Origin of the sequence: Gordonia sp. DT30 (genome assembly GCF_049844915.1) — a bacterium.
Classification (GTDB): domain Bacteria; phylum Actinomycetota; class Actinomycetes; order Mycobacteriales; family Mycobacteriaceae; genus Gordonia.
The window spans coordinates 209,295-230,496 of sequence record NZ_JBNCLY010000005.1; the positions used below are offsets into that span (position 1 = coordinate 209,295).

The 21,202-nt window shown below is 67.5% G+C and carries 20 protein-coding genes; 9 read left to right on the forward strand and 11 right to left on the reverse strand.

The genetic code is table 11. The annotated features are described in order from the left end of the window. Positions 1 to 14 precede the first annotated feature (14 nt). Positions 15 to 605, reverse strand: a complete 591-nt coding sequence (locus ACLQ3C_RS07610) for a TetR/AcrR family transcriptional regulator (RefSeq protein WP_425704423.1) — start codon at positions 603 to 605, stop codon at positions 15 to 17. Positions 606 to 721: 116 nt separating this feature from the next. Here ACLQ3C_RS07610 and ACLQ3C_RS07615 point away from each other — a divergent pair, with 116 nt between their 5' ends. Next, positions 722 to 1,249: a GNAT family N-acetyltransferase gene (locus tag ACLQ3C_RS07615; protein ID WP_425704463.1), complete on the forward strand. Its 528-nt coding sequence runs from the start codon at positions 722 to 724 to the stop codon at positions 1,247 to 1,249. On the opposite strand, the gene ACLQ3C_RS07620 is transcribed toward ACLQ3C_RS07615, so the two are convergent. Continuing rightward, complete coding sequence (locus tag ACLQ3C_RS07620; RefSeq protein ID WP_425704424.1) at positions 1,187 to 2,194, reverse strand: DMT family transporter; 1,008 nt, start codon at positions 2,192 to 2,194, stop codon at positions 1,187 to 1,189. The genes ACLQ3C_RS07615 and ACLQ3C_RS07620 overlap by 63 nt on opposite strands. Before the next feature lie 74 nt (positions 2,195 to 2,268). Here ACLQ3C_RS07620 and ACLQ3C_RS07625 point away from each other — a divergent pair, with 74 nt between their 5' ends. Next, entirely contained in the window at positions 2,269 to 3,198 is a 930-nt protein-coding gene (locus ACLQ3C_RS07625; protein WP_425704425.1) for a LysR family transcriptional regulator, read from the forward strand. 100 nt (positions 3,199 to 3,298) lie between these two features. Here ACLQ3C_RS07625 and ACLQ3C_RS07630 read toward each other — a convergent pair whose 3' ends face one another. Then, the gene (locus tag ACLQ3C_RS07630; RefSeq protein WP_425704426.1) at positions 3,299 to 4,570 is read right to left on the reverse strand and encodes a DUF222 domain-containing protein; all 1,272 of its coding nucleotides are present in this window, start codon (positions 4,568 to 4,570) and stop codon (positions 3,299 to 3,301) included. A 191-nt stretch (positions 4,571 to 4,761) separates the two neighbouring features. After that, positions 4,762 to 5,784: a glucose-6-phosphate dehydrogenase (coenzyme-F420) gene (gene fgd, locus ACLQ3C_RS07635; protein WP_425704427.1), complete on the reverse strand. Its 1,023-nt coding sequence runs from the start codon at positions 5,782 to 5,784 to the stop codon at positions 4,762 to 4,764. Between the two features lie 209 nt (positions 5,785 to 5,993). Here fgd and ACLQ3C_RS07640 point away from each other — a divergent pair, with 209 nt between their 5' ends. Beyond that, positions 5,994 to 7,919 carry an ABC transporter ATP-binding protein gene (locus tag ACLQ3C_RS07640; protein ID WP_425704428.1) on the forward strand — a complete coding sequence of 642 codons (1,926 nt, stop codon included), beginning with the start codon at positions 5,994 to 5,996 and terminating at the stop codon, positions 7,917 to 7,919. A 6-nt stretch (positions 7,920 to 7,925) separates the two neighbouring features. Here ACLQ3C_RS07640 and ACLQ3C_RS07645 read toward each other — a convergent pair whose 3' ends face one another. From ACLQ3C_RS07645 to ACLQ3C_RS07655, 3 genes are read right to left on the reverse strand one after another with little or no spacing between them, the layout of a single operon-like run. Beyond that, positions 7,926 to 8,171, reverse strand: coding sequence for a hypothetical protein (locus tag ACLQ3C_RS07645; protein WP_425704429.1), 246 nt, complete (start codon positions 8,169 to 8,171; stop codon positions 7,926 to 7,928). Positions 8,172 to 8,210: 39 nt separating this feature from the next. Beyond that, on the reverse strand, positions 8,211 to 8,561 hold the full coding sequence (locus tag ACLQ3C_RS07650; protein ID WP_425704430.1) for a YidH family protein: 351 nt from the start codon (positions 8,559 to 8,561) through the stop codon (positions 8,211 to 8,213). 40 nt (positions 8,562 to 8,601) lie between these two features. Next, entirely contained in the window at positions 8,602 to 9,576 is a 975-nt protein-coding gene (locus tag ACLQ3C_RS07655) for an alpha/beta hydrolase (RefSeq protein WP_425704431.1), read from the reverse strand. Between the two features lie 246 nt (positions 9,577 to 9,822). Here ACLQ3C_RS07655 and ACLQ3C_RS07660 point away from each other — a divergent pair, with 246 nt between their 5' ends. Then, entirely contained in the window at positions 9,823 to 13,737 is a 3,915-nt protein-coding gene (locus ACLQ3C_RS07660) for a Pls/PosA family non-ribosomal peptide synthetase (protein ID WP_425704432.1), read from the forward strand. A 27-nt stretch (positions 13,738 to 13,764) separates the two neighbouring features. Here ACLQ3C_RS07660 and ACLQ3C_RS07665 read toward each other — a convergent pair whose 3' ends face one another. Next, positions 13,765 to 14,328 (reverse strand): HdeD family acid-resistance protein, encoded by a 564-nt coding sequence (locus tag ACLQ3C_RS07665; protein WP_425704433.1) that lies wholly within the window; start codon positions 14,326 to 14,328, stop codon positions 13,765 to 13,767. 161 nt (positions 14,329 to 14,489) lie between these two features. Here ACLQ3C_RS07665 and ACLQ3C_RS07670 point away from each other — a divergent pair, with 161 nt between their 5' ends. Further along, on the forward strand, positions 14,490 to 15,395 hold the full coding sequence (locus ACLQ3C_RS07670; RefSeq protein ID WP_425704434.1) for an acyl-CoA thioesterase domain-containing protein: 906 nt from the start codon (positions 14,490 to 14,492) through the stop codon (positions 15,393 to 15,395). 130 nt (positions 15,396 to 15,525) lie between these two features. Continuing rightward, on the forward strand, positions 15,526 to 16,569 hold the full coding sequence (locus ACLQ3C_RS07675; RefSeq protein WP_425704464.1) for a DUF4185 domain-containing protein: 1,044 nt from the start codon (positions 15,526 to 15,528) through the stop codon (positions 16,567 to 16,569). A gap of 8 nt (positions 16,570 to 16,577) precedes the next feature. Here ACLQ3C_RS07675 and ACLQ3C_RS07680 read toward each other — a convergent pair whose 3' ends face one another. From ACLQ3C_RS07680 to ACLQ3C_RS07690, 3 genes are all read right to left on the reverse strand, one after another. Beyond that, positions 16,578 to 17,252: a DUF305 domain-containing protein gene (locus tag ACLQ3C_RS07680; RefSeq protein WP_425704435.1), complete on the reverse strand. Its 675-nt coding sequence runs from the start codon at positions 17,250 to 17,252 to the stop codon at positions 16,578 to 16,580. A gap of 61 nt (positions 17,253 to 17,313) precedes the next feature. Beyond that, entirely contained in the window at positions 17,314 to 17,754 is a 441-nt protein-coding gene (locus tag ACLQ3C_RS07685; protein WP_425704436.1) for a hypothetical protein, read from the reverse strand. 10 nt (positions 17,755 to 17,764) lie between these two features. Then, on the reverse strand, positions 17,765 to 19,015 hold the full coding sequence (locus tag ACLQ3C_RS07690; RefSeq protein ID WP_425704437.1) for a phosphatase PAP2 family protein: 1,251 nt from the start codon (positions 19,013 to 19,015) through the stop codon (positions 17,765 to 17,767). 236 nt (positions 19,016 to 19,251) lie between these two features. Here ACLQ3C_RS07690 and ACLQ3C_RS07695 point away from each other — a divergent pair, with 236 nt between their 5' ends. The 3 genes from ACLQ3C_RS07695 to ACLQ3C_RS07705 form a co-directional block, all read left to right on the forward strand. After that, positions 19,252 to 19,458 carry a hypothetical protein gene (locus ACLQ3C_RS07695; RefSeq protein WP_425704438.1) on the forward strand — a complete coding sequence of 69 codons (207 nt, stop codon included), beginning with the start codon at positions 19,252 to 19,254 and terminating at the stop codon, positions 19,456 to 19,458. Between the two features lie 65 nt (positions 19,459 to 19,523). Further along, the gene (locus ACLQ3C_RS07700) at positions 19,524 to 20,300 is read left to right on the forward strand and encodes a deoxyribonuclease IV (RefSeq protein ID WP_425704439.1); all 777 of its coding nucleotides are present in this window, start codon (positions 19,524 to 19,526) and stop codon (positions 20,298 to 20,300) included. A 138-nt stretch (positions 20,301 to 20,438) separates the two neighbouring features. Beyond that, positions 20,439 to 21,202: DUF222 domain-containing protein (locus tag ACLQ3C_RS07705; RefSeq protein ID WP_425704440.1), on the forward strand; the 764-nt coding region annotated here is incomplete at its 3' end.

The following is a 21,202-nucleotide window of genomic DNA, read 5'->3' on the forward strand; positions in this document are numbered from 1 at the left end:
GACTGGGCCGGGCCTCAGTCGGCCGGCCGATCCACCGATCGCGGCGCAGCCGACGAGTCGTCCACGATCGCGCGCACGACCAGCTCGGCGATCTGCTCATCGCTCAGTGAACTTCCCGGGACCAGCATCATCGAATAGATGACGCGGACCAGGAATTCGGCGCCGCCGCGCGCGTCGGGCAGCAGGTGTTCACCGATCTCCGGTTCGAGGTCGGGCAGGGTCTCGTCGACGATCCGCGACACCAACGAGGGCCCGTCGGCGTCCTCGGTGCTGATCAGTGCCCGGACGATCTCCTCGGGCTCCTCGCGCAGCACATACTGCAGTGCCTCGTGCCCCCGGATGTAGGGCAGTACGTTCCGTATCTGCGCGCGGATTCGGCCCGCGGCATCCGGCTCCGCCGCCGACCATTCGCGCAGCTTCACCCGCAGATCGGCGACCTCGCGTTCGACCATGGCGGCGACGAGGGCGTCGCGCCCGCCGAACATGCGGTAGGCCGTCGCACGCGCCACCCCGGCATGCCGTGCCACCGACGTCAGACTCAGCGCCTTCGCGCCGAAGCGCGACACCAGTCCGACCCCCACCTCCACCATCCGATCGCGGTCCACGCCGAAACGTTATCGGACCGGCGTGGTCGGTGGTGGAGCATGTGCCAGACCACCTCGCCCGCATCTGGCCGGCATCGGCGACAATCGAGACCACGCCGACGATCAAGGGGGCCACCATGCACATCCGGGACGCCGGGATCGACGACGTCGACGGCATCACCGCGATCTATAACCACGCCGTCGAACACACCACCGCGATCTGGAACGACCGACTCGTCGACGCCGCCGACCGTCGCCGCTGGCTGACCCAGCGGCAGGCCGGCCGATTCCCGGTGCTCGTCGCCGTCGAGCCCGAACACGCTGGGCCGCAACAGGTCCTGGGGTACGCGACCTACGGTCCGTACCGTCCACACGACGGCTACCGGCACACCGTCGAGCACTCGGTCTACGTCCGCGATGATCAGCAGGGACGCGGCGTCGGCAGCGAGCTGATGGCCGCGCTGATCGCCCGCGCCCGTGAGAGCGGCGTCCACGTCCTGGTGGCGGGTATCGACGCCGCCAATACCGGTTCGATCCGGCTGCACGAGCGGTTCGGGTTCTCGCGCGTCGGGTTGCTCACCGAGGTGGGCACCAAATTCGGGTCATGGCTCGATCTCGCATTCCTTCAACTCACCCTCGACGAGCGCGGTCCCGCCGACCGGTGATCGGGTTGTGCCGGGCAGCTTGATCAGTCCGCGCGAGAGGGCGACGCCGAGCAGACACGCCACCCCGCCGACGATCCGCAGCGGTGCCGGCACTTCCGCCAACAGCAACCACGACGCGATGATGACGAGCGCCGGGACGACCAGCGTGGTCGCGGCCATCGCGCCGGCGTCGGTGCGCGACAGGGCGTAGGCCCAGGTGGTGAAGGCGATCGCGGTCGGTCCGATGCCCAGGAACACCATCCAGCCGACGTCGGCGGCCGACGCGGCGGCGATCTCGCCGATCGCGGCGGGCACGAAGGGCAGCGTGACGACGAGTCCGGCCACCGCTCCCCAGAACGTGGCGGTCAGTGCGTCGACGCCGGCCAGCGCGACCTTCTGCAGCAGCACCCCGGTGGCGTAGAGGACCGCCGCGAGCAGCCCCAGACCGATCCCGAGCCAGTCTGCGTGCGCGCCCCCGCCACCGAACGTGATGAGTACGACGCCGCCGAAGGCGATCGCGATCCCGACCACGAGCTGCGTCGAAAAGCCTTCGCCGAGAAAGAGTCCCGCGAAGATGGCGACCAGGATCGGCGCGAAGTTGACCAGCAGCGACGCGGTTCCGGCGTCGATGTGGCGTTCGGCCCAGTTCAGCACGATCGTGTAGACACCGAACCACGCCACGCCGTAGGCGATCACCAAGAGCAGCGCACGTCCACGCGGCGGGCGGAACGGCGAGCGGGCGCGCTCCCCGGCCGGCACCCGGCGGGCTCGCAGCACCGACACTCCGGCGATCACGCAGAGGGCGACGACCGCGACGGCCAGTCGCCCTGCCGCGAGAACGCCCGGGCTGAAGGCGTGCCCGGCCGATCGGATGCCGATGAACGACAGCGCCCAGAGCACGACCGTGGTGAGCGCGGCCAGCGCCGGAAGATCGGGGGTGCGCGAACCGAGGGTCATGGGGTCCATCGTCGGTCACCCGAGACTTCAGCACAATTTCATATTTGTAACCCATCCATCAGTATCACTGTATGGTCGTGGCCATGATCGATGCCCATCGTCTCCGGATCTTCCGGGCCGTCGTCGCCGAAGGCTCGATCGGCGGTGCCGCGGCCGCGCTCGGCTACACGCCGTCGGCCGTCAGCCAGCACATCGCCGGGCTACAGCGCGAGACCGGGCTTGCCCTGGTGGAGCGTTCGGGGCGCGGGATCGTGCCCACGGACGCGGGCACCACCCTGGCCGCGGAGTCCGCGACCGTGTTCGACGGACTCTCCCGTCTCGACGGTCTCGTCGCCGACCTGCGGCACGGGCGTGCGGGCACGCTTCGCGTCGCGTACTTCGCCTCGGCCGGCGCTGCGTGGATGCCGGAGATCATCGCGGCGCTCGGCCGGGAATTCCCCGATGTCCGACTCGATCTGCGGCTGATCGAGCTCGCCGAGTCCGATGCGACACCGCCCGACGTGGAGATCTACGTCGAGAGCCCGGAGACCATGGGCGACCGGCACGGCAGCCTCACACCGCGGCCCGGATTCGATGCCGTGCCACTGGTCACCGAGGAGTACGTGGTGGTCGTCGACGAGGCGTCGCCGTTTGCCGCACGGTCCGAGGTGACGTTACGCGAGCTCGCCGACGGCGCATGGATCGACAACGACGTGGCACGCGGACCCTGCCGCGAAGGACTGCTGAGAGCTTGCACCGCAGCAGGTTTCACGCCCGACTTTCGCGTCGAGACCCACGACTACGGCACCGCGATGCGCTTCGTCGCCGCCGGGGTCGGCCTCACCGTGGTTCCGGCGCTCGCCGTCGTCGAGCTACCTGCCGGTGTGCGCGCCATCGCGATCGCCGAGCCCACGCCACGCCGGGCGATCGCGGTGCGCCGCCACCATCGCGCCGCACACAATCCGGTGGCCGACCGGGTCGTCGAACTGCTGTATCAGCAGGTTCGGCGAACCCACGGCGCGGCCGCCCTATGAAGTTCTCAACGAACAGACGCGGTCCCGGCAAGCCGGGTGCGGGGTCGGGAAGTCGTTGTGGGTATACCTGTTTCAGGTGGCTGGTGTCAGACGGTCAGCGTCAGGCAGCGTCGTCGAGTCGTAGGGTGCGCCGGTTGTAGGCAGGTAACGGTCGTCGCTTCGGGTCGACACCCGCGGGCGGGACCAACCATGGGTGCCGATCGAACCCCATCACGACATCCCAGCCGAGGTCATGGACGTCGTGGTGGCAGCTGGTGCACAGGAGGCACCCGTTGTCGAGGTCCGTGGCCCCGCCGTCAGCCCAATGCCGCAAATGGTGGGCTTGCGTCCGCGATGCCGGCGCACCACACTTTATGCAGCATTCGTCCCTGATCAGCAACGCTTTTCGTTGTGCCGGAGTGAACAGGCGCTTCTCGCGTCCGACGTTCAGCGGCACCTGCTCGCCGTCGACGATCACCACGGTGACCCCGGCATCACACCCCAGTGTTTTCGCGGTCGCAGGCGTGACCGATCCCATGAACTCGAGCGCGGAAAGTTTCGGGGCATCAGCAGGAATCGTCAGCAGCACACCGCCGGTGGGTTTACACGATACGGTCTCGTCGGCGAGGCCCTTCTCGGCGAGCTCCAGGATGGTTTCGAGAGCGTCGGCGCGCTTACGATCGGCGGATCGCGGATCCAGTGATCCGTCGGGCTGCGGCTTTGGCGCGGACAGTGTTTCGACGAGACTGTGCAGCTTCTCCCCGGCGACGGCGTCGAGATTGGCGCGCACGTCGAGGCGTCCGTCGCTGGTCTTGTGGTAGCCGAGTTCGTTGATCGTCTTGTCTTCGGCGGCGGGTGCGCCGCCGGTGTCGTCGGCAACAAGGTTGCCGAGTTGGCGTGCGTGCTTACCGATTTCGGCGGGACTCATCCCCGACAGGGCTTGCGACACCAACGCGCGGGTGTGATCGCGACGCTCTTCGGGGGTGACAGGTTCGCCGGCGCGGGAGTCGATATGGGTGAGTCCGAGAACAATGGCGTCGGCGTGGTCGAGGGATATCGCACCGTCGGCGGTGTGGATGCGTAGTCCGTCGAGCTCCTTCGTGTTGCCGATGCGGACGAGCCGCCCGGCGACGGCGGGCGCGATTCCCATGGTGATCAACAGTTGTCGCACGGAACGGCCTTGGGGTGCGGTCATTTTGAGGCGATCGAACTCGCCGGTCACCCTCGCCGCAAGGTGGTCGACCTTGTTGCGCAAGATGATCAGTTGCTGCATCGCCGCGAACGCCTCCCGCGAACCGATGTCCGCGCGGAACGTACGGTTGTCGAGCGCTGCGATGAGACCCGCGAACAACTCAGCCGAAAGCTCCGCGGAATGTGTGGTGGCGTCGATCATGGATTCCCCCCTGGATGATCTTGCGATGACTCCAGAGTACACACATCCACGGACAACGGCACGCAGAAGTCGCACCACCTGTGTACCGAATACTGCTTGTGGACAACCTGTTTCGGTGCCGCGGCCACTACGGTTTTCTGTCGGTGGCGTGTGCTAACGCACGCGCCACCCATCACCGGGACCGATCCGAGCTACTCCGCCACGGTCAGTTTGCGCAGCCGCGGGGCGAGGTCCTTCTCGAAGTTGGAGAGGAAGCGGTCCTGATCGTGGCCGGGTGCGTGAAAGACCAGGTGGTTGAGTCCGGCGTCGGTGTAGAACTTGATCTTCTCGACCGCCTCGTCGGGGTCGGAGGCCACGATCCAGCGCTTGGCGACCTGCTCGATGGGGATCTCGTCGGCGAGGCGTTCCATCTCGGTCGACGAGTTGACGCTGTTCTTCTGGTCGGCGGTCAGCGACAGCGGTGCCCAGAAGCGCGTGTTCTCCAGCGCCAGTTGCGGATCCGGATCGTAGGAGATCTTGATCTCGATCATCCGGTCGATCTTCCCGAAATTCCGCTCGGCCTTTTCCGCCCCTTCCTTGACCGCGGGGATCAGCTTCTCGGTGTAGAGCTCCGCACCCTTGCCGGAGGTGCAGATGAAGCCGTCGCCGGCGCGTCCGGCATAGCGCGCGACCACCGGCCCACCCGCGGCCACATACACCGGAATGGATTGTTCGGGAACGTCATACATGTACGCCCCCTTGGTGTGGTAGTACTCGCCGTCGAAGTTGACCTCCTCGCCGGTCCACAGTTCGCGCATCAACGCGATGGACTCGCGCAGCCGCGCGAACCGCTCCTTGAACTCCGGCCACTCCCCCTGGAAGCCGGTCGCGTACTCGTTGAGCGCCTCACCGGTGCCGACGCCGAGCATGATCCGTCCGGGGTACATGCAGCCCATCGACGCGAAGGCCTGCGCGATGACCGCCGGGTTGTAGCGGAACGTCGGGGTGAGGACCGACGTGCCGATCTGGACGCGCTTGGTGCGCTCGCCGACCGCGGCCATCCACGCCAGCGAGAACGGCGCATGTCCGCCGTTGTGCCGCCACGGCTGGAAGTGATCGCTCACCGCGACCGAATCGAGGCCGTGCTCCTCGGCCGCCACCGCGATCTCCACCAGCTCGCGGGGATCGAACTGCTCGGCCGATGCCTTGTATCCGAGTTTGAGTTGCTGTGCCATGGCTTCACCTCACTGCCGGACGCACCGGCGGACGACGGACCGAATGATCGCTCTGGTGTCCAACCTACTCAGGTGCGCTTGGGGATGGTCGGCAAGGTTCGCAGGCATAGAAATTGCCGAATGGTTCACCTGGCGGCACATCCGTCAACCGCTCGGTGCGATCGCCAACATTGGACCTAAAGTTCACTTGAGGTTCTATGCTGGCCGCCATGAGTATGCAGTCCGTCGCCTGGGACATGATGTACAAGTCCTCGTCGGCGCCATCCAACAAGCAACTGCGCGGCGATCGGCGCAGCACGTTGCGTCGCATCATGACCTTCGCCCGACCGCACCGGCTGCGCATCGTGGTGTTCCTGGCGCTGTCGGTGTGCACCGCGGTGCTGACCGTCGTGACGCCGGTCCTGGCCGGCCGGGTGGTGAACCTGATCAGCGGGCACGGCTCGGGCGGCACCATCGTCGGCCTCGCGGTGCTGATCGCGGTGATCGCCGTGGCCGAGGCGGCCGCGGGCATCGGCACCCGCTGGCTGTCGGCGAACATCGGTGAGGGGCTGATCCTGGATCTGCGCCGCGCGGTCTTCGACCACGTGCAGCGGATGCCGGTGGCGTTCTTCACCCGGACCCGCACCGGGGCACTGGTGAGCCGACTCAACAACGACGTCATCGGCGCGCAGCGCGCGTTCAGCGACACCCTCTCGGGCGTGGTGTCCAACGTGGTGACGCTGATTCTGACGCTGGGCGTGATGATCGCGATCAGCTGGCAGATCACGGTACTGGCGCTGATCCTGTTGCCGGTGTTCGTCATTCCCGCGCGGCGCCTGGGCCGGCGGATGGCCGCACTGTCGCGCGAGGCGGCCGAATACAACGCCCGGATGTCGACGCAGATGACCGAACGGTTCTCCGCGCCAGGCGCGACGCTGATCAAGCTCTTCGGGCGGCCCGAGCAGGAGTCGTCGGAGTTCGCCGACCGCGCAGATCGAGTGCGCGACATCGGGGTTCGCCGCGCCATGCTGCAGGCGGTGTTCATGACGGCCCTGACGCTCGTGTCGGCGCTGGCGCTGGCGCTGGTGTACGGGCTCGGTGGGTGGCTCGCGGTGCATCAGCATCTGTCCGCGGGCGCCGTCGTCGCCCTGGCTTTGTTGCTGACCCGGATGTACGCGCCGCTGACCGCCCTGGCGAATGCGCGCGTCGAGATCATGAGTGCCCTGGTCAGTTTCGAGCGGGTCTTCGAGGTGCTCGACCTCGAACCGCTCATCGTCGACAAGCCCGACGCCGTTCCGGTACCCCATCCCGAACGCGGGGTATCGGTCCGGTTCGACGACGTCTCGTTCGCCTACCCGGCCGCCGACAAGGTGTCGTTGGCCTCACTGGAAGAGGTTGCGCACCTGGACAACCGGGGCGGTAAGACCGTGCTGCACGACATCGATCTCGACGTCCCGGCCGGCGGGATGGTCGCCCTCGTCGGCAGTTCCGGTGCCGGCAAGTCGACGATCGCGTCGCTGGCGACCCGCCTCTATGACGTCGACTCGGGTGCCATCCGCCTCAACGGCGTCGATCTGCGCGATCTCACGGCGACGACCGTCCACCGCACCGTCGGCCTGGTCACCCAGGACGGCCACCTGTTCCACGACACGGTTCGCGCCAATCTCGTTCTGGCCCAGCCGGAGGCGTCTGATGAGGAGATCTGGGAGGCACTGCGCCGGGCCCGCCTCGACGATCTCGTCGCATCGTTGCCGGAAGGTCTCGACACGGTGGTCGGCGAACGCGGCTACCGGCTTTCCGGCGGTGAGCGTCAACGGTTGACGATCGCGCGGCTGTTGCTTGCCAAGCCGTCGGTGGTGATCCTCGACGAGGCCACCGCGCACCTGGATTCGACGTCGGAGGCCGCGGTCGCCGAGGCACTCGGTGAGGCGTTGGCCGGGCGCACGTCGATCGTCATCGCGCACCGGCTCTCGACGATCCGCGCGGCCGACCAGATCGCCGTCGTCGAAGACGGACACATCGTCGAACGGGGCGATCACCCAACGCTTCTCGCGAAGGGCGGACGGTACGCGCAGCTCTACCGCACCCAGTTCGCCGACGACGATGATCGGGTGGCGGGCGGGGACCAGACGCAGTGCTGCCCGGCGGGGGCGTAACCGGGGCTACTCGTCGGCGTCGTCGTCGTGTGACGCCGGCGGCGGCGTAAGCCGTGCTTTGCGGTAGGTCATGATCAGCATGACGATGTTGACCACGATCAGCACGATCCCCAGCGTCACCCACAGCCACCGGCCGTCCTGCCACCACATGTAGGTGAGGAAGCCGACGCAGACCATCACGATGATGGCCCCGATGGTCACCATGGCGCGCGAGAAGCCCTGCGCGGCGCTCTGGAAGTGATGATCGGTCATCGGACGCCGACCCTCCTGATCCTGGGTTGTTCGGGCTGCTCAGTTCTGGATGACGATCGCCACCGCGATGGCCACCGCCACCACCACTATGGCAGTGACGACCACCAACACCTGCGACGACCCCGGCATCGCGCCGCCCGTACGCAGCGCCTTGTCGGTCTGACGCCACCGCCACGTGCCGAGGATCACGATCACACACCCGAGCGCCACCATCAGCAGTCCGAGGACCGTCTCGAAGTCGTGATCAGAGACGTCGGGCGCCACATAGACGATGGCGACCCCGCCGGCCAGGAAACCCAGCGCAGTCCGGATCCAGGCGAGCAGCGTCCGCTCGGCGGCAAGGGTGAACCGCGCGTCGGGTGCACCGGGTGGCGGCGCGGGCGATCTCACGCCGTCGGGACCGTCGACGTCGCCTCCGGCGTCCCGTCCCTCATCCGGCCCGCTTGTTCTCTCGGTCGTCAGCGTTCTTGGCCTCTCTGATCACGCGGCCGGTGAATTCGGCCGATGCCTCAATGGCCTCCAGTGTCTCCCGGTGACGGAAATCGAAGACCGGGAATGCGTGAATCTGCCACGAATAGCTGTGGACCTGCGCGGTCACCCCGACTTCGTCGAGGCCCTCCACCAGCGCGACGGCGTCCGGCTCGAGCAGTTCGTTCTCCGCGGTGAACAAGAGGGTCGGCGGGAAGTCGTGCAGGTCGAGGTCACCGATGCGACGCACGCCGGTGAAGGCCACCGGGCCACCGAAGAAGTGCGGGGCGAGCCGGATCATCGCCGAACGCGGGATGTAGGCGTCGCAGCGGCTGCTGCGGTCCGGATTGTCACCCAGCTCGAGGTCGAGCAGCGGCGAGAACCCGATCACCGCGGCCGGGGCCGGCAGCGACTGCGCGGCCGCACCCTCGACGACCTTGGCGGCGAGGAAGCCGCCCGCGGAATCCCCGGCGACGATCACGCGGCGATACCCGCGCTCGGTGAGCAACTCCCGGTAGGCCGCCATCGCGTCGGCCACCGAGGCACCCACCCCGGCGGCGGGCAACTGACGGTAGACCAGGGAGAACACCGGCAGTTCGCATGCCCGCGACAGCCGCGCCGCGATCGACCGGTGGGTGCCGAGGCCGCCCACCACGAACGCCCCACCGTGCAGGTAGAGGATCGCCGTGTCGGCGTCGCGTCGCAGCGGGCCCGTCGGCACGACCACCTCGGCCGGACGATCGCCGAGTTCGGCCTGCTCACGCACCACTCCGTGCGGCTTCTTGCCGACGGCGAACATGCGGTCGATGAGGAACAGACCCGCCATACCCGGCCGGTTCAGCGGCCACAGCGTGAGCAGCGGCTTCAGAAACAGCCGGCTACCGACCCAGATCGGATAGGACAGCCGGCTGGGCGTGCGGTGTGCAACGATCGGCATGACAAAACCTCCTGCTGCCGGTCTCAGGGGCCTCGGAGACTTCGTGGACGTGTCGTTACCTGAACGAGACCCATGTGTAAGTGAACCTACACCTGGATGAGGATCGGTTCCGGCCGATGGCCGGGCTTTGAGTGCGGACTCACCCCGGTCGGGGAATCGGTGACGATCGACACCTGACGTTCACCCGTGTCCCCCGCAACTCACCACGTTCGCGGGATATATTGCTCGTTCCATGTCGAGACAACGGTGGTGAGTGTGGAGATACCGGCGCAGTATCTGCTGTCGTCGCAGGCCAGCGACCCGCGAACACTGTGTGACATTCTCGACGCGACCGCCGCTCGCCATCCCGACGCCGCCGCGATCGATGACGGCGACCGCGTGTACAGCTACGCACAGTTGCGGGCGGTCGTCCGGCGGGGCGCGGACCGGCTGGCCGCGGCCGGGGTCCGACGAGGCGGGCGTGTCGGCATCCGGATGCCATCGGGCTCCCGTGACCTCTACACGGCGATCCTCTCGACGGTCTACGCCGGCGCGGCCTACGTTCCCGTCGACGCCGACGATCCCGACGAACGCGCCGAGCTGGTCTTCGGTGAAGCGGCGATCGATGCGCTCGTCGACGCCGACGGCATTCATCCGGCGGGCACTCGGCCGAACGCGGACGAACAGGCCACCGAGACCGCGAATATCGTTACCGCAGCCGATAACTCACGTCCCACCCCCACCGACGATGCGTGGATCATCTTCACCTCCGGCTCCACCGGAACACCCAAAGGTGTTGCGGTGACCCATCGCAACGCCGCGGCGTTCGTCGACGCCGAGGCGCGGCTGTTCCTGCGCGACGAACCCATCGGGCCGGGCGACCGGGTGCTCGCCGGCCTCTCGGTGGCCTTCGACGCGTCCTGCGAGGAAATGTGGCTGGCATGGCGCAACGGGGCATGTCTGGTGCCGGCACCGCGCTCACTGGTACGCAGCGGAATGGACCTGGGGCCGTGGCTGGTTCAACGCGACATCACCGTCGTCTCCACCGTGCCGACCCTGGCGTCCCTGTGGCCGCCCGAGGCGCTGGAGGCAGTGCGTCTGCTGATCTTCGGCGGCGAGGCGTGCCCGCCGGAACTCGCTGCGCGCCTGGCTGTTCCCGGCCGCGAGGTGTGGAACACCTACGGCCCCACCGAGGCGACGGTGGTGGCATGTGCCGCACCGCTGGGCGGGCCCGGTCCGGTGCGTATCGGACTGCCGCTGCCGGGTTGGGATCTCGCAGTCGTCGGACCCGACGGTCAGCCGGTCGCCGAGGGCGACACCGGCGAACTGATCATCGGCGGCGTCGGCCTGGCACACTATCTCGATCCGGCAAAGGACGCCGAGAAGTACGCGCCGATGCCGACTCTGGGCTGGGAGCGCGCCTACCGCAGCGGCGACCTCGTCCGTCTCGACGCCGCGGGCCTGGTGTTCGTCGGCCGCGCCGACGATCAGGTCAAGGTCGGCGGCCGGCGGATCGAACTCGGCGAGATCGACAATGCGCTGCAACACCTTCCGGGGGTCAGCGGGGCGGCCGCGGCGGTGCGGCAATCGGCGGCGGGCAACAGCCTGCTTGTCGGATACCTCGTCTCGGCCGATCCCGGCTTCGACGTCGCCCGCGCACACGCCCTGCTCTCCGAACGGTTGCCGGCCGCGATGGTGCCGCGACTCGCGCTCGTCGACGAACTGCCCACCCGGACCTCCGGCAAGGTGGACCGCAACGCGCTGCCGTGGCCGCTGCCCGGCGCGAACGCCGACGACGACGATGACGCCGACGACTTCACCGCCACCGAACAGTGGCTCGCCGACCGCTGGACCGACGTCCTCGGCGCACACATCACCAGCCTCGACGCCGACTTCTTCACCGAGGGCGGCGGGTCGCTGTCGGCGGCGCAACTGGTGACCGCCTTGCGTGAGCGCTACCCGCAGGCCACCGTCGCCGACCTCTACGACCACCCACGCCTCGGCTCGCTGGCCCGCATGCTCGACGCCATCGCCCCGCCCACCGTCGTCGTCGAGCGCGAGGTCCGCCCGACCCCGCGGCGCACCGGCGTCGCGCAGGTGCTGTTGTCGGTGCCGATGACCACGCTGACCGGGCTGCAGTGGGCCACCTGGCTGGGCGTGACCAACAACGTCGCCGCCTGGGCGACGCGGCAACTCGATGTGTCGGTGCCGTGGCTGATCGAGGTCAACTGGTGGGTCGTGGTGGCCGCCTTCCTGGTGTTCATCACGCCGCCGGGCCGGATGATCATCGCGGCAACCGGCGCCCGCACCCTGCTCGCGGGCGTGACCCCCGGCGACTATCCGCGCGGCGGCATCGTCCACCTGCGGTTGTGGATGGCCGAGCGTCTCCTCGAGGCCGCGGGCGCGGCGAACATGTCCGGCGCCCCGTGGATGATCTACCTGGCCCGGGCGCTGGGCGCGACCGTCGGGAGTGGCGTCGACCTGCACACCATCCCGCCGGTGACCGGCATGCTCACCGTCGGCGAGGGCGCGTCGATCGAGCCCGAGGTCGATCTGTCGGGCTGGTGGATCGACGGCGACGTCGTCCGCATCGGCGAGATCGTCATCAAACGCGGCGCATCTGTCGGGGCCCGCTCCACCCTGGCGCCGGGGGCGGTGATCGGCCGCGACGCCGAGATCGCGCCCGGATCGGCGGTCTTCGGGCGCGTCAAGAAGGCACAGCACTGGGCCGGTTCGCCGGCGATCAAGGTGGGCCGCGCCGGGCATCCGTGGCCCGAACACCGCCCGCCGAAGGCCTCGGGCTGGGTCCCCGTCTACGGCTTGTCTTCGCTACTGCTCGCCGCGATCCCGTTGATCTCCCTCGGCGCCGGTCTGGTGATCATCGGCACGTGGGCGTTGCGCGCCGACCGGCTGCGCGACGTCGCCACCCGGGCGGCGATCCTGACGCCCGCGGCAACCCTGGTGAGCCTCGGCGTGTTCGCCACCATCACCGCGGTGCTCGTCCGCCTGCTCGCAATCGGCATGACCAGGGGCTATCACCCGGTCCGGTCACGGGTGGGCTGGCAGGTGTGGATGACCGAGCGGCTGCTCGATTCGGCACGGACGTACCTGTTCCCGCTGTACGCGAGCCTGCTCACGCCGTGGTGGTTCCGCATTCTCGGCGTCAAGGTCGGCAAGGGCACCGAGATCTCGACGGCGCTGGTCCTACCGAAGTTCACCACCATCGACGATGGCTCGTTCCTGGCCGACGACACCATGGTCGCCTCCTACGAACTCGGCGGCGGCTGGTTGCACATCGACGACGCGAAGATCGGCAAGCGCTCGTTCCTGGGCAACTCCGGCATGGCCGGACCGGGCCGCAAGGTGCCGAAAAACGGTCTCGTCGCCGTACTCTCGGCCGCCCCCGACCGCGCGAAGTCCGGGTCGAGCTGGCTGGGCAGTCCCCCGGTTCGGTTGCGTCGCACCGCAGCTCACACCGACACCGCGCGCACCTTCGATCCGCCGAGGCGTCTCAAGGTGGCCCGTTCGGTGATCGAGACCCTGCGGCTGATCCCGGTGATGGTGTCGTTCGGGCTCGGGCTGTTCACGTTGATCGGGCTGCAGTACATCGCTTTTCATGCCGATTACGTGATCGCCGGACTGGTCAGCGGACTGATCCTGCTCGTTGCCGGCGCCGCCGCCTGCTGCATCGCCGCAGCGGCGAAATGGCTCGTGGTCGGGCGGATCGAGGTCTCCGAACATCCGCTGTGGAGTTCGTTCGTGTGGCGCAACGAGTTGTCCGACGCCTTCGTGGAAACCGTTGCCGCACCGTGGTTTGCGAACGCGGCGACCGGCACCCCGATCCTCAACCTGTGGCTGCGGATGCTCGGCGCGAAGATCGGCCGCGGCGTCTGGTGCGAGACCTATTGGCTCCCCGAGGCCGATCTGGTGTCACTCGGCGACGGTGCGACCGTCGAGCGTGGTTGCGTCGTCCAGACCCACCTGTTCCACGATCGCGTGATGGCCATCGACCGGGTCACGCTGGAAGCCGGCGCGACGATGGGGCCGCACTGCGTCGCCCTGCCTGCATCGGGGATCGGCACGTCGGCGACGGTCGGCCCCGCGTCATTGGTGATGCGCGGCGACGTGGTCCCGGCCCACACCCGCTGGCAGGGCAACCCGATCGCGCCCTGGTTCGGGTGAGGCCGGAAGGTCGGAATCGGCGTCGGGTCAGGCGCCTTCGACCTTCTTGGGCAGGGTGCACAGGGTGGCGATGCTCAGCACGATGAGCATGATGCCGCCGACGAACACCACCACGGTGACCGCGAACTGCCCCAGGATGATCATCACGATGCCGGCGAGTACCGAGACGATCCCGGAGAGCACCAGGAACCACGTCGGCGAGTGCTGCGAACCCGACGCCGCACCGAACAGATCGTGCACGCCCTGGAAGATCCAGCCGATACCGATGAACAGTGCGAGCAGCCACACCGCGTCGTCCGGGCTGAACAATGCGATGAGACCGACCACCAACGTCAGCACGCCGACGATGCCGAGCATCGCGCGCGCCCCGCCGGAGAGGAACGACGCCGCGAACGCCTGATAGATGCGGAAGATGCCCGCGATGATCAGGGAAATGCCGAAGAGCACCGCCAGCACCAGAGTGGTGGCCCCGGGCCAGAACACGGCGACGAGGCCGAGCACGATGCCGACGATGGAGGTCACGATCAGGGCGGTGCGGACCGCGCCGACGATCTCGCTGGGAAATTGCTTGGTGTTCACACCGAATGTCATTTCCGCAGATTATCCCGTCATGGGCATCGGCGGTGGGTGCTCGGCCCAGGTTGGGTCCAATGTCCTACGCACCGCACCGCCACACCAGCAGAATTCACGTCACCGTTTCGACGATGTACCCCGCGCGTCGGGCGAATGGCACGGAGCGGTAAACAGATCAGATGAGCGACGTCGCGTTCTTCCGGCCCGATTCCGACGGGCGGGTGACACCACTGCCCTACGCCCGAAGCCTGTGGGCACCGGGCACTCTCAACGGTCCCGCGGTGTGCGCGCTGGCCGCACACACCGCCGAATCGGAGTTCGCCGAACCGGGTTTCCGAGCCGCGCGATTCACCATCGACCTGTTCAAGGTGGCGCGGGAGGCGCCGACCGAGACCCGGACGCGGCTGCTGCGCGCGGGCGGACGTATCCGGGTGGCCGAGGTCGACGTGGTGCAGTACCCGGATGACACCCCCGGCAGTGGCACCTCAGAGGGCGGTGCCGAGGTCGTCGTGGCCCGGGCGACCACCGTGTTCCTCCGTGAGTCGCAGAACCCGCCGGGTCAGCGCTGGCAGCGGCCGGCGCAGGCGAGCACCTTCCATCCGCCGGCCGGACCGATCGACGATTACGCGCCGCGGTTCTCCTCCGACGCGGCCGACACCGACGCGGCCGACACCGGCGCAGCCGAGGTCGGCGACTGGGACGACGACATGCGCAGACACCAGAACGGGCTGCGCAAGCGCGTGTGGACGCGGGCCGCGCCGGCGGTCGCAGGCGCCGAGCTGACGCCGTTCGTCCGCGCCGCGATCAGTGCGGAATCCACGAGCCTCATCGGCAATTGGGGCTCGTCGGGAATCGGCTTCATCAATTGCGATCTGACAGTGGCATTGTCGCGCCTGCCGCGGGGTGAGCGCATCGGCGTCGAGGCCGATACGCACACCGAGCACGAGGGGATCTCGGTGTCGACGGCCGGGCTCTACGACGTCGACGGGATGTGGGGCGTCGGGATGGTGACCGCGGTGAACAACGCTGCCGCCGAGATCGATTTCACCAGCGTCGACCTCCACGGGCGTTACCGCGAGGCGTGAGACACACACCACTGTAGTGACCGAGAGCACACACCGGACCGGTAGCTTTGCTAAGGTCCACGCCATGATCCGGTTCCCACTGCAGCTGTCGAATCGACTGCGCGTGATCGGATCGCACCGACGAACCGCGGTGGCCGTCGCGGCCACGACGGTCGCCCTCACGGCCTGCGGAATCTTCGGCGGACCGGCGGGGGCCGCGACGTACGCCGCGGGGTCGGGCACCACCGTCGCGCGGCTCACCGGGCCCGGCGCGATCAACGACACCGTCGGCCGATACGACATCGTCGGCACCGATCTCGGGGTCATGTGGGACAACGGCCGCGGCGAGATCCTCACCGCCTTCGGCGACACCCAATCATTCGACGGCCGTTCCCTGCTCTACGGGTCACTGTTCCACTGGCGTTCGAATGTGCTGCTGCGCAGTACCGATCACAATCTCGCCGACGGCATGACCTTCACCGGTCACAGCGGACCGCCCGGATACGCGAATCGCCTTCTCAAACCCAATCTGCGCCAAGAGATCACGCTGATCCCGACCTCCGGGGTGTCGGTCGGCAACACCCAGTACCTGAACTTCATGTCGGTGAAACACTGGTTGGGCGACAGCCATTGGATCACCAACTATGCGGGCCTCGCACGGTCCGACGACAACGGAAACACCTGGCGGCGGGTCGGGCCACAGCGCCCCAACACCGGCGGGGACGTCAAGTTCCAGATGGCCTCCTACCTCAAGGTCGGTGACACCGTCTATCAGTACGGCACTCCCGACAGTCGTTCGGGCTCGGTCTATCTGGCGCGTGTACCGGCGGCACAGATGGAGAACGCCGGTGCCTACGAGTATTTCTCGAACGGCCGGTGGGTGGCGCGCAACCCCGGGGCCGCCACTCCGGTGATGCCGCCCAAGAACGGCGAGATGTCGGTGGCGTGGAACTCGTATCTGGGCAAGTACATCTCGCTGGTGCAAACCGAACCCGGCGTCAAGCTACGCACCGCGGACCGTCCCGAGGGTCCGTGGTCGGCAGGCGAACTCGTCGTCTCCCGCAACGATCCCTACTCGGGGTACGCGCCGTTCATCCACCCGTGGTCGACATCCGGCCCGACCCTCTACTTCACATATTCGATCTTCGCCGGCTATCAGGTCTACCTGATGCGACTCCCGTTGCGCCGTGGCTGAATCGGGTACTACCGCCCGAGCATCGCGTTCATCTGATCGATCTCGGCCTGCTGCGAAGTCTTGATCCGGGTTGCCAATGCCCGTGATTCGGGGTTGATCCCGTTCTTCAACTCGTCGTCGGCCATGGCGATCGCGCCCTGGTGGTGGGCGATCATGCCCTGCAGCCACAGCGTGTCGAACTGCGCGCCGGTGGCCTTCTCCATCGCCTCCATCTGCGTCTGCGGCATCATCCCGCCCATCTCGCCGCTGCTCATCTGACCGTCATCCATCGAGTGCCCGCCGTGACCGGTGCCGTCGACGGCCACACCCCACGACTTCAGGCGCGCGGTCATCTGGTCGATCTCGGGCTGCTGGGCGTTCTTGATCTGTGTTGCCAGTGCCCGCAATTGGGCGTTCTGCGTCCGTGTGGGTACCAGGTCGGCCATGGCGACGGCCTGCTCGTGATGCGGAATCATCATCTGGGTGAACATGACGTCGGCCGCATTGTGTGCCGACATGCCCGGCGCAGAGGTGACCGGCGCAGAGGGGACCGGCGCCGAGGTGACCGAACTGCCGTGCCCGGAATGGCCCCCGCCGGTGCTTTCCGGCCCGGGATCGGTTGACGAGCAGGCCGATGCGATCAGCGCTGCCGTTGCCAGTGCGGCGGCAGCGGAGGCGAGCTTGCGTGTGGTGGTGAGGTACATCCGAAAACTCCTGTCTGGTTGGTGAATTGCGCGTCCGATGCGGCCCCGAAGGGCAGGACCATCAGCAGCGGATCACCGACAGGGTCAGATGGGTTGGCTGCGCCCACGGCGGCGGTCGACCGAGATGTCCGAGCAGGGCCGGCGCGATGCCGACCAGGACGGGCAACGCTGCAAATCCCCACACGAGCAGTACGAGAATCACCGGTGGGGTCGGAACATCGTCACCGCGTACGAAGACACAGTGGTGCCCCATCACGCAGTCACCGGCGTCACTCATGTGACCGGTCGATGTGTCCCCCGCCGTGGTCATCGACACCGGCACGTCATCATGCGGCAGCCGCGGAGGAGTCGCGCCGCGTTCGACCTCGTGCATCTCGCCGCGCGCGACGAGATGGTCACCGCAGCATGTGACCAGTGCATGCATCAGCAAGACCGCGACGGCGAGTACACCGATCACGACCCGAATCCACCACGGCCGATGCCGAATTCGCACGGACGACATGGACATTGACTCAGGTGGCCGGCGCCTCGGCGCCTGCGGACTCGTCCGATATACCGTCCGCTTCAGCGGCTTTGCGCCGTTGGCGTGGCCCGATGATCTTGTGTTCGACGATCTGATACACCGCGATGACCGCCGCGGCGAGCGCCCAGCCGAGCAGGATGTCGAACACGTAATGCTCTGCGGTATAGACGAGGGTGAAGGCCATCGCGAGGGCGTACCCCATGAACAGTGTTTTACCCAGCGCCTTGACGCGCGGCCACATGAACAATGCGAGCAGCATCGTCAAACCGGCATGCAGCGACGGGATCGCGGCGACCAGATTCGACTTGCCCTGACCGATCTGGATGAGATCGGACGCCACATGGATGTGAAGGAACTCCCAGCCGCGCGCCGAGATTCGCTCGACGTACGGCGCGGCGTCGGCGTGGCTCGGGTTGATCGGTCCGAGAATTCCACCGGGTTCGGTGGCCTGCGGCGTCGTCATGCAGATCGCCTCGCGCGGCCCGTCGGCGACCTCCGCGGAGGTACACCGGGCGGCCGCCCACGGCGGCGCAGCGGGCACAAAGGTGTAGCCGACGAGGCCGAGGAACGTGGCTGCGATGAAGCAGGCTGCGAAGCGTCGCCAGGTCGCACGATCACGCAGCCACAACACGGCCGCGACGGCGTAGGGGACGACGAAGAAGGACATGTAGACGATGCTCGTGAGGACTTCCCACCACGGTGCCGACGGCTCCTTCAGATGAGCCTGCAGCCACACCGTGGGCACCACACCGAAAATCGCCTTGTCGACGTCGGGTGCCAGATGCCAGGCAACGGGGACCTGGATGATCTGGGCGATATTGCGCGTCCAGTCGTAGAGCATCAGGATCAGCGCGAACGGAGCCCAGTCGAGGAGGACGGTGATGATCTTGCGCCGGCCGATGCTGGCTGCGATGAGGCCCAGACACAGCAGAACGATGAGACGTGTCCGGTCGAATGCCAGGCCGTACACGGTGATCTGCCAGACCATGAACAGCACCCACGCGGTGATCGCGATCCGTCGCACCATCGTGAGGTCGCGGCGCTTGGCCGGTTCGGCCTCCATCTCGGCCGCGGCGGCGAGATCGGACAGGATGGGTTCCACTCCCGTCGGCTCGGCCGTCTCATCCTCGTCGGGGGCGGTATCGCCCGGTTCGGACGCACCGCGCGAATCGGACTTCGCGAAGCCGTCACGGCGCCGGCCACCTGGGCGTGGCGCATCGATGGATTCGTCAATACTCACGCCTACCCCGCATCGTCATTGCCCGATCACCCGTCCGTAACCCGTAGTCAGCCTAATGAACATGTGGCGTCGGGGACGCATCGTGCGGCGTAGTCCCTTGTCACCGACGCAAAGGGGTACGGCGGTCGCACGCGACCGGCCCTGTGGACCTACACTCGAGTGGCGTACGTCACATCGCCGGGGTGTGTCCGTTTACGCTCGGACCAACCGGCCGAGCCCGGGTCAGGAGGTTCCCCATGCCGAACAGATTCCTGCGTTACGGCGACCAGCGCTACATCATCACCAAGGAGGCCGAGGCGCGCCTCGACCGAGCACTCGACTCGGTCTACGCCGACGGCGGTGGCCACCAGTGGCTGAACCTCTACCCCAGCACCGAGGCGCCGTGCCGACTGCTCATCGCCTCCGGGGTGCCGATCACCATCGAGACCGAGCCCAACGACTGAAGTCTCGGTCGCGGGTTCGGCGTCGCCGTGACTGCGGTGATCACCGACAACTAGGCTTGTGAGCCATGCGCATCGGAGCTCATCTGCGGGAGGACGACGACCCGCTGACCACCGCGTCGGACCTAGGCATCGATCTGTTCCAGATGTTCGTCACGGATCCGCAGAAGTGGAAGAAGCCGGTTCCCCGGCCGGACGCGCAGGCGATCCGCGACTCGCCGATCGACGTCGTCGTGCACTCCAGTTACCAGATCAACGTGGCCAGCCTGAACAATCGACTGCGCATGCCCTCCCGCAAGGCGGTCGAGGAGCAGGCTGCGGCCGCCGCGGAGCTCGGGGCCTTCGGGCTCGTCGTGCATGGCGGCCATCTGCGTGACGGCGAGGACTCCGCGGAGGGATTTGCCAACTGGCGCAAGCTGTTCGACCGCCAGGTCGACAAGGGCGGCTTCGGGGTGCCGATCCTCATCGAGAACACCGCGGGCGGCGACCACGCGATGGCCCGCACCCTCGAGGCGATCGATCGTCTGTGGGAGGCGGTCGGCGACTTCGAGCAGGCCGGGTTCTGTCTCGACACCTGCCACGCGTGGGCCGGCGGCGAAGACCTCGTCGGACTCGTCGAACGCGTCCGCGAGATCACCGGCCGCATCGATCTGGTGCACCTCAACAACTCCCGCGACGAGTTCGACTCCGGACGCGACCGGCACGCCAACCTCGCGTCGGGGCATATCGATCCCGAGGTCCTCGTCGCGGTGGCCGCTGCCGCCGACGCCCCGGTCATCCTCGAGACACCGGCCGACGGCATCCCCGATGACCTCGAGTATCTGCGGTCGACACTACCGGCCTGACCAGCGACGATCTCGAATATTCGAACAGGTATTCGATCTTTGTTGCCGACCTGACATTACGGGCGTAGACTCGAACGCACCAGCGACGAACTGATGTTTGATCGCATTCACTGTGGTCGTATTCACTGGGGGGTGACAATGACAACGATCGACCTGCCGGCTCTTGCGCCGGATGAGCAGGTGACGTTGTTGCATGCCCTTCTCGATCAGATGGGTTCGACGGATCTGTCGCAGTGTTCGGATGAGTCGTTGCTGGAGGTCGCGGCAGCCAATGAACGCGCGATCAACCGGTTGACGTTTCAGGGTGACCGGCAGATCGTCGAGTTATCCGACCGGAATGCGGAGCGCCGGTTCGGGTTTCGGTCGGTGACCGACATGATGGTCGTCGGTTTACGCGTGTCGGAGCCGATGCGCCGCCGCAAGCAGATGACCGCCACCGCCACCTATCACGGGTTGACCGGCGAGCCCCTCGCCCCGAAGTACCCCACGTTGGCGCAGGCGTTCGCCGACGGGGCGGTCGGGCCCGCACATGCGCGGGTGGTGATCGACGTCCTCGACGACATCCCGCACCAGGTCGACCACGACATCAAAGTCAACGCCGAAAAGCAGATGGCCGACTACGCCCGCGTGCACACCCCCGCCGAGTTGACCGCGATCGGTGCCCGCCTGATGGCACACCTCGACCCCGACGGCGAGTTGACCGACGACGTCGACCGGCAGCAGAAACGTCAAGTGTTCCTCGGCCGCCAAGACACCCAGCAGATGTCGAAGATGACCGGCAAAATGACCCCGGAATGCCGCGCCGACCAAGAAGCCGTCTGGGCGGTGTGGGCCGCACCCGGTATGAACAACCCCGACGACCCCGACTCACCGTCGGGTTCCGTCGAAGACGCCGACCCCGA

Excerpts from the sequence above, each read along its gene's own strand:
- ACLQ3C_RS07615 (WP_425704463.1), top strand. The coding sequence starts at position 722 with ATGCACATCCGGGACGCCGGGATCGACGACGTCGACGGCATCACCGCG.
- ACLQ3C_RS07620 (WP_425704424.1), bottom strand. The coding sequence starts at position 2,194 with ATGGACCCCATGACCCTCGGTTCGCGCACCCCCGATCTTCCGGCGCTG.
- ACLQ3C_RS07625 (WP_425704425.1), top strand. The coding sequence starts at position 2,269 with ATGATCGATGCCCATCGTCTCCGGATCTTCCGGGCCGTCGTCGCCGAA.
- ACLQ3C_RS07630 (WP_425704426.1), bottom strand. The coding sequence starts at position 4,570 with ATGATCGACGCCACCACACATTCCGCGGAGCTTTCGGCTGAGTTGTTC.
- fgd (WP_425704427.1), bottom strand. The coding sequence starts at position 5,784 with ATGGCACAGCAACTCAAACTCGGATACAAGGCATCGGCCGAGCAGTTC.
- ACLQ3C_RS07640 (WP_425704428.1), top strand. The coding sequence starts at position 5,994 with ATGAGTATGCAGTCCGTCGCCTGGGACATGATGTACAAGTCCTCGTCG.
- ACLQ3C_RS07645 (WP_425704429.1), bottom strand. The coding sequence starts at position 8,171 with ATGACCGATCATCACTTCCAGAGCGCCGCGCAGGGCTTCTCGCGCGCC.
- ACLQ3C_RS07655 (WP_425704431.1), bottom strand. The coding sequence starts at position 9,576 with ATGCCGATCGTTGCACACCGCACGCCCAGCCGGCTGTCCTATCCGATC.
- ACLQ3C_RS07665 (WP_425704433.1), bottom strand. The coding sequence starts at position 14,328 with ATGACATTCGGTGTGAACACCAAGCAATTTCCCAGCGAGATCGTCGGC.
- ACLQ3C_RS07670 (WP_425704434.1), top strand. The coding sequence starts at position 14,490 with ATGAGCGACGTCGCGTTCTTCCGGCCCGATTCCGACGGGCGGGTGACA.
- ACLQ3C_RS07680 (WP_425704435.1), bottom strand. The coding sequence starts at position 17,252 with ATGTACCTCACCACCACACGCAAGCTCGCCTCCGCTGCCGCCGCACTG.
- ACLQ3C_RS07685 (WP_425704436.1), bottom strand. The coding sequence starts at position 17,754 with ATGTCGTCCGTGCGAATTCGGCATCGGCCGTGGTGGATTCGGGTCGTG.
- ACLQ3C_RS07695 (WP_425704438.1), top strand. The coding sequence starts at position 19,252 with ATGCCGAACAGATTCCTGCGTTACGGCGACCAGCGCTACATCATCACC.
- ACLQ3C_RS07700 (WP_425704439.1), top strand. The coding sequence starts at position 19,524 with ATGCGCATCGGAGCTCATCTGCGGGAGGACGACGACCCGCTGACCACC.